Annotated in this window: 19 protein-coding genes and 1 pseudogene; 13 read left to right on the forward strand and 7 right to left on the reverse strand. The window is 71.2% G+C overall.

The window, feature by feature from the left end:
• Positions 1-63: 63 nt before the first annotated feature.
• The 4 genes from IEY91_RS17145 (at position 64) to IEY91_RS17160 (ending at position 4,327) form a co-directional block, all read left to right on the forward strand.
• Positions 64-780 (forward strand): GAF and ANTAR domain-containing protein, encoded by a 717-nt coding sequence (locus IEY91_RS17145; RefSeq protein ID WP_189174632.1) that lies wholly within the window; start codon positions 64-66, stop codon positions 778-780.
• A 375-nt stretch (positions 781-1,155) separates the two neighbouring features.
• On the forward strand, positions 1,156-2,499 hold the full coding sequence (locus IEY91_RS17150; protein WP_189174633.1) for a diacylglycerol/lipid kinase family protein: 1,344 nt from the start codon (positions 1,156-1,158) through the stop codon (positions 2,497-2,499).
• Between the two features lie 145 nt (positions 2,500-2,644).
• Positions 2,645-2,860, forward strand: coding sequence for a hypothetical protein (locus tag IEY91_RS17155; RefSeq protein WP_189174634.1), 216 nt, complete (start codon positions 2,645-2,647; stop codon positions 2,858-2,860).
• A 36-nt stretch (positions 2,861-2,896) separates the two neighbouring features.
• Positions 2,897-4,327 (forward strand): PP2C family protein-serine/threonine phosphatase, encoded by a 1,431-nt coding sequence (locus IEY91_RS17160; RefSeq protein WP_229697030.1) that lies wholly within the window; start codon positions 2,897-2,899, stop codon positions 4,325-4,327.
• Between the two features lie 48 nt (positions 4,328-4,375).
• On the opposite strand, the gene IEY91_RS17165 is transcribed toward IEY91_RS17160, so the two are convergent.
• Entirely contained in the window at positions 4,376-4,726 is a 351-nt protein-coding gene (locus tag IEY91_RS17165) for an ANTAR domain-containing protein (protein WP_189174635.1), read from the reverse strand.
• Positions 4,727-4,766: 40 nt separating this feature from the next.
• Positions 4,767-5,036, reverse strand: coding sequence for a hypothetical protein (locus tag IEY91_RS17170; protein ID WP_189174636.1), 270 nt, complete (start codon positions 5,034-5,036; stop codon positions 4,767-4,769).
• A gap of 718 nt (positions 5,037-5,754) precedes the next feature.
• Between IEY91_RS17170 and IEY91_RS17175 the strand changes: the two genes are divergently transcribed.
• From IEY91_RS17175 to IEY91_RS17190, 4 genes are all read left to right on the forward strand, one after another.
• Positions 5,755-5,916, forward strand: coding sequence for a hydrophobic protein (locus IEY91_RS17175; RefSeq protein WP_229697031.1), 162 nt, complete (start codon positions 5,755-5,757; stop codon positions 5,914-5,916).
• Between the two features lie 29 nt (positions 5,917-5,945).
• Positions 5,946-6,119, forward strand: coding sequence for a CsbD family protein (locus IEY91_RS17180; protein ID WP_189174638.1), 174 nt, complete (start codon positions 5,946-5,948; stop codon positions 6,117-6,119).
• 130 nt (positions 6,120-6,249) lie between these two features.
• Positions 6,250-6,879, forward strand: coding sequence for a hypothetical protein (locus IEY91_RS17185; protein WP_189174639.1), 630 nt, complete (start codon positions 6,250-6,252; stop codon positions 6,877-6,879).
• Positions 6,876-7,295, forward strand: coding sequence for a hypothetical protein (locus IEY91_RS17190; protein WP_189174640.1), 420 nt, complete (start codon positions 6,876-6,878; stop codon positions 7,293-7,295). The genes IEY91_RS17185 and IEY91_RS17190 overlap by 4 nt, the downstream gene beginning before the upstream one ends.
• A gap of 201 nt (positions 7,296-7,496) precedes the next feature.
• On the opposite strand, the pseudogene IEY91_RS17195 reads toward IEY91_RS17190, so the two are convergent.
• Positions 7,497-7,934 (reverse strand): annotated as a pseudogene (locus IEY91_RS17195) (DUF6328 family protein); the annotation flags it as partial.
• Between the two features lie 147 nt (positions 7,935-8,081).
• On the opposite strand from IEY91_RS17195, the gene IEY91_RS17200 reads away from it, so the two are divergent.
• The 3 genes from IEY91_RS17200 (at position 8,082) to IEY91_RS17210 (ending at position 9,671) form a co-directional block, all read left to right on the forward strand.
• Positions 8,082-8,675, forward strand: a complete 594-nt coding sequence (locus tag IEY91_RS17200) for a tetratricopeptide repeat protein (protein WP_189174641.1) — start codon at positions 8,082-8,084, stop codon at positions 8,673-8,675.
• A gap of 139 nt (positions 8,676-8,814) precedes the next feature.
• On the forward strand, positions 8,815-8,997 hold the full coding sequence (locus IEY91_RS17205) for a hypothetical protein (RefSeq protein WP_229697032.1): 183 nt from the start codon (positions 8,815-8,817) through the stop codon (positions 8,995-8,997).
• A gap of 470 nt (positions 8,998-9,467) precedes the next feature.
• Complete coding sequence (locus IEY91_RS17210) at positions 9,468-9,671, forward strand: hypothetical protein (protein WP_189174642.1); 204 nt, start codon at positions 9,468-9,470, stop codon at positions 9,669-9,671.
• Between the two features lie 21 nt (positions 9,672-9,692).
• On the opposite strand, the gene IEY91_RS17215 is transcribed toward IEY91_RS17210, so the two are convergent.
• From IEY91_RS17215 to IEY91_RS17225, 3 genes are all read right to left on the reverse strand, one after another.
• Positions 9,693-10,283 carry a hypothetical protein gene (locus IEY91_RS17215; RefSeq protein WP_189174643.1) on the reverse strand — a complete coding sequence of 197 codons (591 nt, stop codon included), beginning with the start codon at positions 10,281-10,283 and terminating at the stop codon, positions 9,693-9,695.
• An 87-nt stretch (positions 10,284-10,370) separates the two neighbouring features.
• Positions 10,371-10,601: a hypothetical protein gene (locus tag IEY91_RS17220; RefSeq protein WP_189174644.1), complete on the reverse strand. Its 231-nt coding sequence runs from the start codon at positions 10,599-10,601 to the stop codon at positions 10,371-10,373.
• Positions 10,602-10,626: 25 nt separating this feature from the next.
• Positions 10,627-11,247 carry a TetR/AcrR family transcriptional regulator gene (locus IEY91_RS17225; protein WP_189174645.1) on the reverse strand — a complete coding sequence of 207 codons (621 nt, stop codon included), beginning with the start codon at positions 11,245-11,247 and terminating at the stop codon, positions 10,627-10,629.
• 48 nt (positions 11,248-11,295) lie between these two features.
• Between IEY91_RS17225 and IEY91_RS17230 the strand changes: the two genes are divergently transcribed.
• Positions 11,296-11,838, forward strand: a complete 543-nt coding sequence (locus tag IEY91_RS17230; RefSeq protein WP_189174646.1) for a GNAT family N-acetyltransferase — start codon at positions 11,296-11,298, stop codon at positions 11,836-11,838.
• 109 nt (positions 11,839-11,947) lie between these two features.
• Positions 11,948-12,619, forward strand: coding sequence for a DUF2238 domain-containing protein (locus tag IEY91_RS17235; RefSeq protein WP_189174647.1), 672 nt, complete (start codon positions 11,948-11,950; stop codon positions 12,617-12,619).
• Here the strand turns inward: IEY91_RS17235 and IEY91_RS17240 are convergent.
• Positions 12,604-13,761, reverse strand: coding sequence for an ABC-2 transporter permease (locus tag IEY91_RS17240; protein ID WP_373287965.1), 1,158 nt, complete (start codon positions 13,759-13,761; stop codon positions 12,604-12,606). The genes IEY91_RS17235 and IEY91_RS17240 overlap by 16 nt on opposite strands.
• Positions 13,762-13,767: the final 6 nt, after the last annotated feature.

Genomic DNA, 13,767 nt, shown 5'->3' on the forward strand with positions numbered 1-13,767 from the left:
CCCGCCCCGTTCCCGCAGGACCAGTCTCCATAACAGGACCAGTCTCCACAAAGGGTGTTGACGATGAATGAGCGACTCCTGGCCAAGACCTTCGTCGAGTTGGCGGACACGTTGGTCGCCGACTTCGACCTGATCGACTTCCTGCGCCTGCTGACCGACCGCTGCGTGGGGATGCTCGGGGCGAGCGCCGCCGGAGTGCTGCTCGCGGACCGGGACGGCGAACTCCGCGTGATGGCCGCCTCCGACGAACAGGTGCGCCTGCTGGAGCTCTTCCAGATCCAGAACGACGAGGGTCCCTGTCTGGAATGCTTTCGCGCGGGCTCCCCGGTGACGGTGCCCGACCTGCTCACGGAGACCGCCCGCTGGCCCCGCTTCGCCGCGCAGGCCCGGCTCCACGGGTTCGGCGCGGTCCAGGCCCTGCCGATGCGGCTACGGGACGAAGTCGTCGGCGCCCTCAACCTCTTCCGAACCGCTCCTGGCCCCTTCGATCCCGTCGGCACACCCATCGCGCAGGCCCTGGCCGACGTCGCCACCATCAGCCTCCTCCAACAACGGTCCACCCACCGCTCCACGGTCCTCAACGAGCAACTGCAGACCGCACTGAACAGCCGCGTACTGATCGAACAGGCCAAGGGCAAACTCGCCGAACGCCACAACATCGACATGGAACAGGCGTTCACCGCCCTGCGCAGCTACGCCCGCGCCCACAACCGCCGCCTGTCCGACGTGGCCCGCGCCCTCATCGACGACACCGAACCCCTCGCCGGTCTGGCGTCCTGACTCGTGCCACGAAGAGACGGTCAGGTCCAGCAGCGCTCGATGCGTGAAGCTGCGGAGCGTGGCGTCCACCCCCTTGGCCTCGTCCGCGTCGAACTGGACGGCTGCGATCAGGATGAAGATGCCGGCCGCCGCGAACACCGTGCCGCGCGCCATGAATCCCGCCCGGCCCGCGGCGGTCAGCGCCTCCTCCTTGGCGGCGTGCGCGGCAGAACCCGCACCGCGACCCCTCTCCTGTGCTTGAGACGACATCACGAGGTCCTCCCCACGGCCATGGGGCGCGCGATGCGCGTCCTGGCCCCCGAGTGCCCCGCAAGTCGACGTGACGCCTCGTACGCGAAGCAGTCTGTTCACCGCCACCAGGGGTACTCGGCCGACATGCGAACCCAGGAACCGCGTCTCGGCGAACGCACGAAGCTCGCCTCCTCGGCCGCGAAGGTCCTGACCGGCAACCGCAGTACACGCCGGGCAGTCTTGCGCGGCACCGGCTCGCTCGCCCTGGCCGCCGCCGCCATCCGTGCCACCACCAAGGCGCTCGACAGTCGTCGGCCTCTGCGCCGTCCGCCGAGTGACGTGTCCTCGTCCCGGCGGACTTCCGGCACCGCCGCGTTCGCGACGGCCGCAACCTTGGAGTCGCCGCGGCTGGCACCCTTCCTCCTCCCCGTCGCGGCCGGCGTCGCCGCCGCCCGCGTCCGCTCAGGCGCGCACTCCCCCGGCCGCGTTCTGGTCGATGTCGCACTCGGCGCGGGGATCGCGGCGGCCACCTGCCGCTGGTGGCCGCTGCACCGCGACGAGCCCGCCGACAGCGCCCGGCCGAAACTCCCTGTTCCCGCCCTTCCCTCAGGCAAGGGGCTGGTGGTGGTCGTCAACAGCGACGCCGGCGGCGAGGTCCCGGCCGAAGTCGAACTGCGTACTCTCCTGCCGAAAGCAGACGTGCGGCTCTGCGAAGCGGGCGAGGACCTGGACACCGTGCTCCGGCAGGCCGCCGCACAGGTACAGGCGCGCGGTGGTGCGCTCGGGGTGGTCGGGGGCGATGGCACGGCCAACGCGGCGGCCGTGCTGGCGGCCGACAGCCGCCTGCCGCTCGCGGTGTTCCCCGGCGGCACCCTCAACCACTTCGCGGCCGACCTCGGACTGCCGACCCTGAGGAACACGGCCGACGCCATCGAGGCGGGCTGCGGCGGAACCGTCGACCTCGGCCGGATCACCGGCGACGGCACCAGTACCTACTTCCTGAACACCTTCAGCATCGGCGTCTACCCCGAACTCGTCCGGGCCCGCGAAGCCCGCGAGACGTCCCTCGGGAAATGGCCCGCCCTCGCTCTCGGCCTGCTCCACGTCCTGGCCGACGGCGCCCCCATCGACGTCACCCTCGACGGACAGCCCCGGCAGCTGTGGCTACTCTTCGCCGGCAACAGCCGCTACGACCCTCCCGGCTTCGCCCCCTCCTACCGCCCCACGCTCGACGACGGACTCCTCGACCTCCGCGTCGTCGACGGAAAACACCCCTTCGCCCGCACCCGCCTCGTCGCGGCCTTCCTCACCGGGACCCTCTCCCGCTCCCGCGTCTACCAGGAAACCACCGTGACCCGCCTGCGCATCGACGGCGTGGGAAAGACCGGCGACTACACCCGCGACGGCGAAGTGGGCCCCGCCTGCGACGCCCTGGTCATCGACAAGAGGGTTCGCGCACTCACCATCTACCTCCCTGCATCGCAGTGATCTCGTGGCCCGCCAAGGGAACGACGATGCCGTGCCGGTCCGGGACTATGCTGCGGGGAGACGTCCCAGACCCCGGCGGCACATTGCCAGGTGGCCACGATGCCTGTCCTGCACGTCCACCCGGTCTCCTGAACCGAGGCACCTCATGCGTACTCCACAGCACCCGCATGAACCCGACAGCTCGGAGCCGTCCGCCATGGACGCGGTGCGTCTGCGCCGACTCGACCGCCGGCAGGCGGAAGGCCGCCGGCTGCCGGGATTCGACATGCTGGTCGCCGAAGCGGAGGCGCTGACCGTCGTCCATCCGCACGAGCACGCCCGCGGACTCGCGCACAACGCCCGGACCCAGCGGCCCGAATAGCCGACCGCGCCGGCTGGACGCGGAGTGTGTGGAGGCGTGGAGGCGCGTGTGGAGGTGTCGCCGGAGCAGGAGGCGCGGCGGATCGCAGCGGTGCGTCGTTACGACATCCTGGACACCCCGCCCGACGGGGCGTTCGACCGGATCGCCGCGCTGGCCGCCCGCCTCTTCGACGTCCCGGTGGCGACGGTGACGATCGTGGACACCGACCGCGTGTGGTTCAAGGCCGCCTACGGCCTGGCAGGAGTCACTCAGGTCGGCCGGGACCCGGGTCTTTCCACCTCGGCGATCCTCACCGACGGGCCCCTGGTCGTCCCCGACACCCTCCAGGACCCCCTCGCCCGCGACCACACCTTGGTGACCGGTGAGACACGGGCTCGGTTCTACGCCGCCGCCCCGATCGTCACCCGTGACGGCCACCGTCTGGGCACCGTCGACGTCATGGACACCCGGCCACGCCGCACCACGCCCGAGCAGGCCGGTGCCCTGGCCGACCTGGCCGCACTGGTCATGGACGAGCTGGAGCTGCGTCTGACCGCGCTGCGCATGCTGCGGGTGGAGCGGGAGCTGGTGGTGGTCGAGCACGCGGCACGGGAGCGCGCCGAGCGGGACCGGGCGGAGATCGCCGCGTACGCCGCCACCCTGCAACGCACTCTGCTCCCGCCGGCCCTTCCCGAGGTGCCGGGTCTCGAGGCGGCCTGCCACTACACCACCGCCTCGGTCCGCGACGTCGGCGGCGACTTCTACGACGTCTTCCCCCTCGGCACCGGGCGGTGGGCGTTCTTCCTCGGCGACGTCAGCGGCCGGGGCGCCCCCGCCGCCGCACTCACCTCGCTGATCCGCTACACCCTGCGCTCCACCGCCCTGCTGCAGCCGGACCCGTGTGCCGTGCTGCGGGCGCTGAACGCCGCTCTGCTGTCGGAGTCGGCAGACGGCAGCCGCTTCTGCACCCTGATCTTCGGCACCCTCGTCCCCCACCCCGCAGGCGGCTTCGCCATCACCTTGACCGGTGGCGGTCACCTCCCTGCCTACCGCCTGCACCCGGCCCGCCGCGACGGGCCTTCCCAGGCTCTCGCCCGAGCCGAACCGGTGAGCCTGCCCGGTGGAATGCTCGTCGGCGCCCTGCGCCAGGCGGACTTCACCTCCCGACCCGTCCGGCTCCTGCCCGGCCAGGCGCTGTTCCTCTACAGCGACGGGCTCATCGAGGCCCGTACCTCCCGGGGCGCGCGGTTCGGCGAGGAGAGCCTGGCCGCCCACCTGACCCACCATGCCGCCACCAACCGCGCCCTCGGCGCCGCCGCGATCATCGACGACCTCACCGTGCTTCTCGACTCGTTCGCCGCCGGGCCGGCCGACGACGTCGCACTCCTTGCCCTCAGTGCCGCCACCGCGACGCCCACCACAGCGCCCTCCGGCGCGTCGGGCACCGCGCACACCAGCCTGCCGCTCCCTGCCCGCCACAGCATGTGACCACTGGGATCACATCTTCCGGTGCCGCCCGCAGCGCGCAAAGGATCACTACCGGTCGTTGAGGCGCTTCAGCGCGCGGCCCAGCTCGCGTTGGATCTGCTCGGGGAGCGGCTCGTCCCGAGTCGTGTCGACCAGGGCCACAGCCACGTCCCGGAGCTTGACGTTGCAATGCTGCGACACGTCCACCAGCAGGCCCCAGGCCCTGTCGCTGGAACAGGGCGCCAAGGCCATGATCATGCCGCGCGCCTGGTCGATCACCGCTCGGCTCGACAGTGCTGTGCTCAACTGATCGTTCTCCGCGCGCAGTTTGAGTATCTCGGCGACAAGAGCCGCGTCCCCCGCCAAAGCCGCGACCGTCAACGGCCGCTGTCCACCGTAGGCCGTGGCCGCTTGGTGCATGGCGCCCACCTCACAACGCGGCGACTGGGCAGTCCCCAGATCACCTGTGGTGTTCGTGGTCCCTGCGGTCCTGGCGGTTCCAGCGCCCTCGGCGCTGGTGTCGGTAGCGGCGGTCCCAGCGATCCTGGCGATCCCGGTAGTCGCGGTAGTCCCGATAGTCGGATGCGTTCCCACGCCCCCGGCTCCCGGTACCGCCTCGGCCGTGGTGGAGGAGCCCGAAGACCACCACGGCTGCGGCCACCCACCACAAGGCGTTGAGGAAGCCGAGCCCGAGCAGGGCCATGAGGAGGATGATCAGCAGGACCAACACGGTGGGCTCCCGGGGGCGGAATGGGGCGTCGCTGCCGGGGACTGGGGCCTCACCCTGCAGCGTAGTCCTGGCCGAAGGCTGCGGATACCGTCCGGCGCCACCGTGTACTGCCCGACGTGGATGGCCGCTTGACATCTGTTCAGGAAATGCAGCGAGGGCTAGCGTCCACCGTGCCGCCCCAGTCCCCGGCAGCGCCGAACAGTCCTCGCGCTCCCAGGGGGCGCACCGTGCGCATCGCTGCCGGAACCCGCCGCGTCACGAGCGCGGCCGCTCCCGCACCCGCCCCTCGCCAGGTGATCCCGGCGCGGCCTCGATGCGCTCCATGCGGGCAACGATCCGCTGCCCGCCGCGTCGCACACTTCTGACCCCAGGCGGTACGCATGTACGCGCTGATCGTCCCGGCCTCGGCCCCCTTCGTCCTGCTCGCCACCGTCATGGGCCTGTCCTGGTGGGAGGACCACGTCCTGCCGCCGGCCGAGTCGGCCGGGCCTCCCGTCGAGGCTCCGATTGCCCCAGCGGACACGGCGGCGCCCCCACAACCCCTCAGCGTCCAAAGGCCGTTGACAAGGGAAGTTGCTGGGCGTTGACTGACAGCACGGCGTAGGGCCATGCCGCTCCGGATCGTTCCGGCGAGGCATTCCACCTTCCCGCTTCGCCCGGACCCCGCGGAATCCAGGAACACTCTCCGCGATCTGGAGGCCCGGCGATGATCCTGTGGATGCTTCTCCTTCTGCTGATCCTGGTGATCTTCGGGTTCGGCTTCACCATGCAGATCCTGTGGTACGTCGCGGTTGCACTTCTGGCCCTCTGGCTCGTCGGCTTCGTGATGCGCGGGCGCGGCGGCGGTGGCAGGCGCCGGTTCGGCCGCAGCCACGGCTAATCCACCCGTCGGACGATCAGAGGACAGCCATGAGCGTGGGACGAACGATCAGGCACAAGGCACAGGCTTTCACCGGCCGGGTCACGGAACGCCTCGGCAGGACCACCCGCAACAGGCGGCTGCGGAGGCAAGGCATGACCGACCGGATCTCCGGAGATCTGAAGCAGTCCGGCGACAAGGCCAAGGGCGCTTTCAAGCGCTGACCACGAGCACCCTGGTTGGTGCCCACGTCGCGTGGGCACCAACCGGCCGGCCTCAACACTGAGTGAGCCGACAGGGATTGATGGAAATGAACCAGAGCGACCATCGGATCAAGGCCCAAGGAGGAAAGCCATGATCACCGTCGTCGTCATCGTCGTGCTTGTCGTTGCGGCAGCCGCCCTCTTCTTCGTCGGGCGTGGACGAGCCCGGGGCGGTGGCGGTCGCGAGCTGAAGCGCCGCTTCGGGCCCGAGTACGACCGTGTCGTCGCACACCACGAAGGCGATGCCCGGGCGGCCGAGCGGGAGCTCGGCGCGCGCGTGAAGCGACACGGATCCCTCAAGGAGCAGCCGCTGTCACCCGAGGCCCGCGAGCACTACCTGGCCCAATGGACCGCCGTACAGGAGCAGTTCGTCGAGTCACCGCAGAAGGCCGTCATCGAGGCCGACGCACTGCTGTCGCGCCTGGCCAGGGACCGTGGCTTCCCCGACGGCGAGCAGTTCGAGGAGCAGCTGGCCGCGCTCTCCGTCCACCACGCGCACTACGTCCATGGCTACCGCAGCCTGCACACAGCCGCCCGGAGCCAGAACGGCACCGAGAAGATGCGGGAGGCAATGATCGAAGCCCGCAGCCTCTTCGAGGCCCTGGTCACCGAGCAACCGGCCGACCCGGACCGGCTCCGCCCGCAGTCCCCCGACGCCCGCGGCCACACACCGTGGACACTGAGCCGGCGCCATGCGAAGGGAAGTGGCACGCGACGATGATGTACGACCAGGAACGCGCACAACAGCCGAAGGGCGAGAGCCCGGATCTCGCGAAGCAACACGATGCGCAGCCGCCCCGCACCGAACCGGCTCGCACACCGCATGAACCGGCCCTCGGCGCCAACGATCCCGACCGCACTCCCGGCTCCGCACTGCTCCCCCAAGGCGAACGGGACAAGCTCACCATGCGGCTCCAGCAGGCCCTCAACACCTTCGTGGAGAGCCCGCGCCAGGCCGTGGAAGAAGCCGACCGCGTCCTCGACGAAGCCGTCACGCAGCTGACCGAAACCCTCGCGGAGCGGTGCCGTGTCCTGCGTGCGGGCTGGCAGGGCCAGGACACCGAGGCGCAGACAGAGGAACTACGGCTCGCGCTACGCCAGTACAGGGCGACCACGGAGCAAGTGCTGCGCCTGTAGCGCCTGCGGCTGACCAGACTGACAACTCCCACACTGACACCAACTCGCTGTCGTGAACGCATCGTTGAAGCATCCGCCTCAACGATCAGCCACGGGACGTCCGTCAGCGGCGTCTTGGCCTGATCCGGTATCCGCCCCCAGCGCCGCTCGGGCCTCGGCCCGAGCGGCGTGCCACCCGACGAGTTGCGGCAACAGCCCTCACAGTCCGCCGCACACCAACAGCGTCGCACTGCCCGCGATCACACCCTCGACGCGGCCGAGCACCACGTCGACGACGAGCAGCACAGAGCCGGTGAGCGCCAGCATCAGCACGCCCATGCCCGCCCCCGCCAGCCGTGAGGAAACCCGCACGATCTCGGGCTTGGCCCCCCGCTGGAACAGCGTGCGGTGCAGCGCGGCCGGCGCGGTGAACAGGGCCGCCGCCAGCACCGCGAGCAGCAACGTCGTGATGTACATCGCACGCTGCGCCGTGTCGAGCGTGGGGAAGCGGGCGGTGAAGGCCAGCGTCAGCAAGAACGCGAACAGGATCTGGACGCCGGTCTGGATGATCCGCAACTCCTGGAGCAGTTCGCCGAAATTCCGGTCGGCCCGCTCCAACGTCGTCTCCTCGCGCGGCGTACGGTGACTCTCCTCGGCCATGTCCCTGCAAGCTAGCCGACACACGCCGAACCGTCGCCAGGCCGGGCAGAGCATTCCGGGCCCACGAGGCGTGCGGGCAGAGACCGAGCCAGGACTCACTCGCCCAGCGAACTGCACTCGACGCCGCCCAGTCATGACGGTGAGACGATGAGCCCGCCGCACCCGGCACAGGCGGGGCGGACACTCGTGACAGCGAACGGCCCTCGGGACACACCGAGTTCACGCAGGCGCGGGGGAGGGCGGCTCGACCTGCTGCGCTGGACCGGACACGAAGCGCGCGAGGCGGGCCGGACGGCCCTGGCGATCTCGGTGTACCGGACGGCCGCGGACGCGGGCGACGTCGACGCGTTGCGCTGGGCGGTCCACCTGCTGGAGGCCGACGGCCGCATCGACGAGGCAGTCGGGTGGCTGGGGCGGCGGGCCGAGGCCGGCGGGGACTTCCGCTCGTGGTGGCTCACGGCAGGAGTCCTGGTCAGGGCGGGGCATGCCGACGACGCGGTGCCCTGCTTCACCCGGGCCGGGGAGGCCGGTGATCCAAGAGCGTTCCTGGCCGCCGGTGACCACCTGCGCCGGGCCGGGCGCGACGACGCGGCCGCCGTCCTGTTCCGGCGCTGCGCGGACGACGTGCACAACGCCTCCGCCGCCGAGCCCTGCGCGGCGGCCTGCGCGCTCATCCCTGGTGCGGCGGGCCGTGGCTCAAGGAGCGTCGGCCATACGGGAAGGACGCCTCATCCGTCGTGACGCAGATCGCCCGGACTCTGCCAGTGCGCTCGTCGCGGACGGCCGACTTCATGGAACTCCTCGCTGAGGAGGCCGGGCCGGGGCCGCCCTGCGGTGCGCGGCGGACGCGTGGGCCTCGACGGGTGATGACGCCAGGGCCTTGCCGCTGTACCGGCAGGCAGCGGAAGCCGGGGACGAACAAGCCCTGGAGCGGTCCGCGGACACGGACATCCGGGTGCACGGCACCGAGAACTCCGTGCGCTGGCTGCTCCGCCTCGGCAAAGGCGGACACCCCACGGCCTACCGCCTCGCGGCGAGACTGGCGGACTGGGAGGTCACGTAGACCGCGCGGTACATCTGTGCGCACGCGCGATCCGCGCGGGCGACCCGGCGGCGGGCGAGGCGCTCACCGGCCTCCTCACCCGCAGAGAGGCTGCCGACCGGCAGATCGCCGAGGGCAAGGCCGCTGCCGAAAGTGGTGATCTGCCGGCGTTCCTGCTGACCTCCGAGCGGCTGTTCGCAGCGGGGCGGTACAACGCGGCGCGTCACTGGCTGCTCGAGAGGTACGCGGCCGAAGTGGAAAGGCCGCGTGTGGCCAAGGCGTTAGAGCACTTCGGGTAGGTAGACGACGCGCTGGAGCTGCACCGCCGAGGAGCGGAGGCCGGGGACGGCACCTCCCTCAAACAAGCCCTACGACTCTTCCAGGACGGCGGCCGCACGGCGGACGGACTGAGCTGGCTGCGCGCGCTCGCCGAGGCCGGCGAGGACCGCGCCCTGTATCCCGCGGCCTCCTGCGCCCGGCGCCTCGGGCGCGTGGACGAGGCGGTCGAGCTGTACGAGCGCTCCGCCGCGAGCGGCTACACCAAGGCGCTGTACGCCGCCGCCGAGTACCTGGCGGGCGAAGGGCGGCAGGCCGAGGCGGTGGAGGTGTTCCGGCGCCTCGCAGAACGCGGGCACGGCCGCGCGCGGCGGCGCGTCGACGAACTCCTGCACGACGCCCGCGACGGCTCCGGCTGATGCCTCGTCACAGCAGCCGGATCACCTTCTGGACGAGCTCCGTCGCCCCCGCCGACAGCGCTCCTCCGGCGGCGCCCGCGACCGCCCAGGACAGCCCCCGGCGCAGCGAGTCGGCGCGCAGCGCCTCCGTCGCCGCCCGCGGGCGGGTGCCCGGCTGGTACTCGCGCGGCAGCGGATCGTCGGCCAGCCGGCGTGCGACTCCACGATCGCGCTCAGCGCGGACGGTCCCTGCTCGCCGACCTCCCGGGCGATCAGTGACTCCCAGTCCGGTGTGCGGCCCGAGACCCAGACGTTGACGAGCTCGGGGTGCCCGGAGTACTTCCACGGGGTGCGGCGGCCGCGCAACATCGGGACCCGGGCCAGGCAGTCGGCGTGCGCGGACGCGACCGCACTCGCCGGCCCCACGAACTCCCTTGGACTGAACCACCAGTTGGCCTGCGCATAGCGGTAGTCCCAGCCGGTTGGCTCGTCCCCCACGTCCACATGCAAGGGAATGCCCTGCGGGTCGTATTCGCGCTCTCCGTACGCGTAGTACCCGGCGACGTACAGGTCCCACCGATGCCCGGAACGCGCGTCGTACAGAGCGTGGTTGTCCCGCAGCCCACCGATCACCGCCGTGTCAGGCGCAGCGGGGCCACGGCTGCTACCGCATCCAGTATGCGCGGGCAACTGTGTTGCCCGGCCCACGCGTTCACCTGCTCAGCAGCGCAAGCCGATGACACCCCACCCGCGCCGATCGGCCTCGATGGCAACCTCGCCCAGCCCCGCAGCAGTGCCGCGGGACTCGTATACGCCCCACCACGGCCTCGGATCACCCGCAGGCCAGAACCAGCCCGCGTCGAGGTCCTCCACCTGGTCCGATTCCTCGTACGGCCGACGCACCCGCTCGCCGGCCGGAATCTCCTCCAGGCGCCGCCAGTCCACCACCATCACCGTGATCCCCAACCCCTTTCGATCAACCTACCGACGAGGACGGGGAACTCGACGAACTCGGCGAACCCAGCGACGCCAGATAGTCGTCCAGCAGCTCGGTCTGGCGATGGGGCGGGAACGCCTCGGGGGCGAACAGGGCCTGCACCACCAGGCCGAGCAGGAAGGACTGGGCGCCGGCCGCGATGCGGGCGGGATCACCGGCGGGCAGTTCGCCGAGCTGCTGTGCGGCGGCGATCAGGTCGCGGAGTTTGTCGCGGCTCTGGGCGTACTTGCGGGCGTAGTCGTCGCTGAGCGCGGGGTCGGTGAGCGCGGTGTCCCAGGAGGACACCCAGATCCGGTTGGAGTCGGTGGCCTCGGCGGTCAGCGGCAGGACGTCGAGCATGGCGGCCCGCACCGCGGACAGGCCCTCTCCCCCGGCGCGCCGCGGGCGGGAGGCGCTGCGCCGGTCGAGCAGGTCGAGGGCGTACGCCACCAGATCTCGCTTGGCGGGGAAGTAGTGAGTGAGCAGGCCGGTGGTCGCGCCGAGCTCGGCGGCGACCGCGCGCAGCGTCAGGCCGCCGAAACCGTGCGCGGCCAGCACCCGCCAGACCGCCTCGGAGACGTCCCGCCGCCGGGCTTCGTGGTCGCCCTTGGTACGTGGCATGCTGCTACGGTACATAACCGTAACGCTTGTTATGCGAATGGGGTCACCATGTTCTCCCTCCCGCTGCGGGACAACGCAAGGCTCGAACCGCTGGAGCCGTGGCACGCCGAGGAGTTCGCCGCCCATCTGGACCGGGCCCGCGAGCACATCCGGCCGTGGGTGGGTCCGGCGTTCGTGACCGACGATCTCGACGGGGCACGGGCCACGCTGCTTCGGTACGCCGAGCGGCAGGCCGGGGACGGCGCCCGGCTGTACGGCATCCGGCTCGACGGCACGCTCGTCGGCGGCGTGATGTTCACGGACTTCAGCGCCGGCTCGGGCTCCTGCGAGATCGGCTGCTGGCTGGAGCCCGCCGCGGAGGGCCACGGCGTGGTCACCCTGGCCTGCCGCGCCTTGCTGGACTGGGCGTTCACCACCCGGGGACTCTTCCGCGCCGAGTGGCACTGCCGGGCCGACAACGAGCGCAGCTCCGCGGTGGCCAAGCGGCTCGGCATGACGCTCGAAGGCGTACGCCGCCAGTCCTGGCCCTACGAGGGCACCCGCCACGACAAGCAGGTCTGGGCGATCCTCGCTCCCGAGTGGCAGCCCTAGAAGACGTTCAAGGACCCTTGAGCAGCCGTACTCAGGTTGAGTAGCCGTACTCAGGACGCCTGGTCCCGGCGCCGCCACGATGGGTGGGCCGAGACGAAGGAGCGCCCTGATGTCGCCCATCGCAGCCACTCACGGTCATACGGCGGACCCGGCCACTCCGCACTCGGTCCTCCCCCGCGTCTGCGCCGCCGTGGTGGTGGCGGGGCTCGCCGTCTCCGCGTGGGCCCCGTACGACCGGATGACCTGGCTCCTCGAAGTGGTGTGGGTCCTGGTCGGGCTGCCGTTGGCCTTTCTGACCTGGCGGCGCTTTCCGCTGACGGGGCTGCTGTGCTGCCTGCTGGCGGCGCACGCGCTGGTACTGGCGCTGGGCGGGCACTACACCTACGCCCGGGTGCCGCTGGGCGACTGGGTGCGGGACGGCTTCGGCCTGGCTCGGAACCCGTACGACCGTTTCGGGCATCTGATGCAGGGCTTCGTACCGGCCGTTCTGGTACGGGAGTTGCTGAGCCGGACCTCACCGCTGCGCGGCAGCCGCTGGCTGGCGCCGCTCACGGTCTGCGCGTGCCTGGCCTTCAGCGCCGTCTTCGAAATGCTCGAGTGGGCGGCCGCGGTCATCGGCGGGAACGCGGCGACCGACTTCCTGGCCACGCAGGGCGATGTCTGGGACACCCAGTGGGACATGTTCTGCGCGCTGATCGGCGCCACGCTCGCGCTGCTGCTGCTCTCCAAGTGGCACGACCGACAGCTGTCGCGCCTTCCCATGCCTCAGGTCGCCGCGTGAGCGGGACGGCTCTCGCGTCCTCCGGGGTGGCGGTGGCGCCACACCCAGAACACGGCGCAGGCCACCAACGCCCAGGCCGCGAGGACGAGGTAGGGGAAGGCGTGCTGGTGGCCGCTGAAGTAGACGGCCGTGTGCTGGGCGTTGATCGAGGCACCCGGCGGCAGCCAGCGTCCGATGGCCCCGAGCGCGGAGGGCAGCAGCGGCCAGGACACGGCTCCGCCCGACGACGGGTTGCCCAGCAGCACCATCAGGCCCCACGTCGGGATCATCGCCCACCGTCCGACCAGGGCGTTGAACATCGTGAAGACCATCCCGGACGTGAACATGGTCAGGCTCAGGATGAGCCACGACTGGACGAAGGGAAGGTCGACAGCGCCCAGCCACCAGTTGACCACGGCGGCGATCGCGAACCCGCCGAGGAGGGCGTAGGCGAGGGTGAACGCGATGCGCTCGGCGGGGTTGAGCCCGCGGGCGTGGACGCTCATCTGGATGGCCCCCACGAAGCCGATGATCACCGCTGCCAGCGAGATGTAGAAGATCGCCAGACCGCGGGGGTCCCCGGGCTGCAGGGGCTTGAGGTCGTGGACGGTCACCGGCACTCCGGTGGCACGTCCGGCCTCCGTCGCGGTCTCGGCAAGCAGCTCGGCCACAGAGGCGCCGGAAGCACCGGAGACGTCGAATTCCACGCGCCCGCCCGGGCGGACATCGAGGATGGCGAAGACCTCCTGCTGCTCGACCGCCTCGCGAGCCCCGGCCACCTTGTCGTAGCGGTGGACTTCGACCGAGGCGTCGAGGGCCTTGTCCATCGCGGCCAGGAACGCCTCGCCCCGCGTCGCGTGCTCCGCTCCGACCACCGCCGTCGGCACGTGGCGAGGCGTGGGATTGGCCATTGCGTACGTGTACGACCCCGCGAAGAGCCCGGCGGCCGCGGCCAGGATGAGCACCAGCACGGTCGCCGGGAGGAAGGGGGACTGCTTGAAGGCTTCCCATCGCTCGGGCCAGCCGGGCCGTCGGCCGTGCTCGCCGTGGGGCGGGCGCGGGCGGGTGCCGCCGGGGTCACCCCCTGAATCGCCTGGAGCCCTTGAATCGCCTGGACCGTCTGGATCGCCTGCCTGCGGGGAACTTTCGGAAATATCGGGCACACCGAA

Origin of the sequence: Streptomyces lasiicapitis, assembly GCF_014646335.1 — a bacterium.
GTDB lineage: Bacteria > Actinomycetota > Actinomycetes > Streptomycetales > Streptomycetaceae > Streptomyces > Streptomyces lasiicapitis.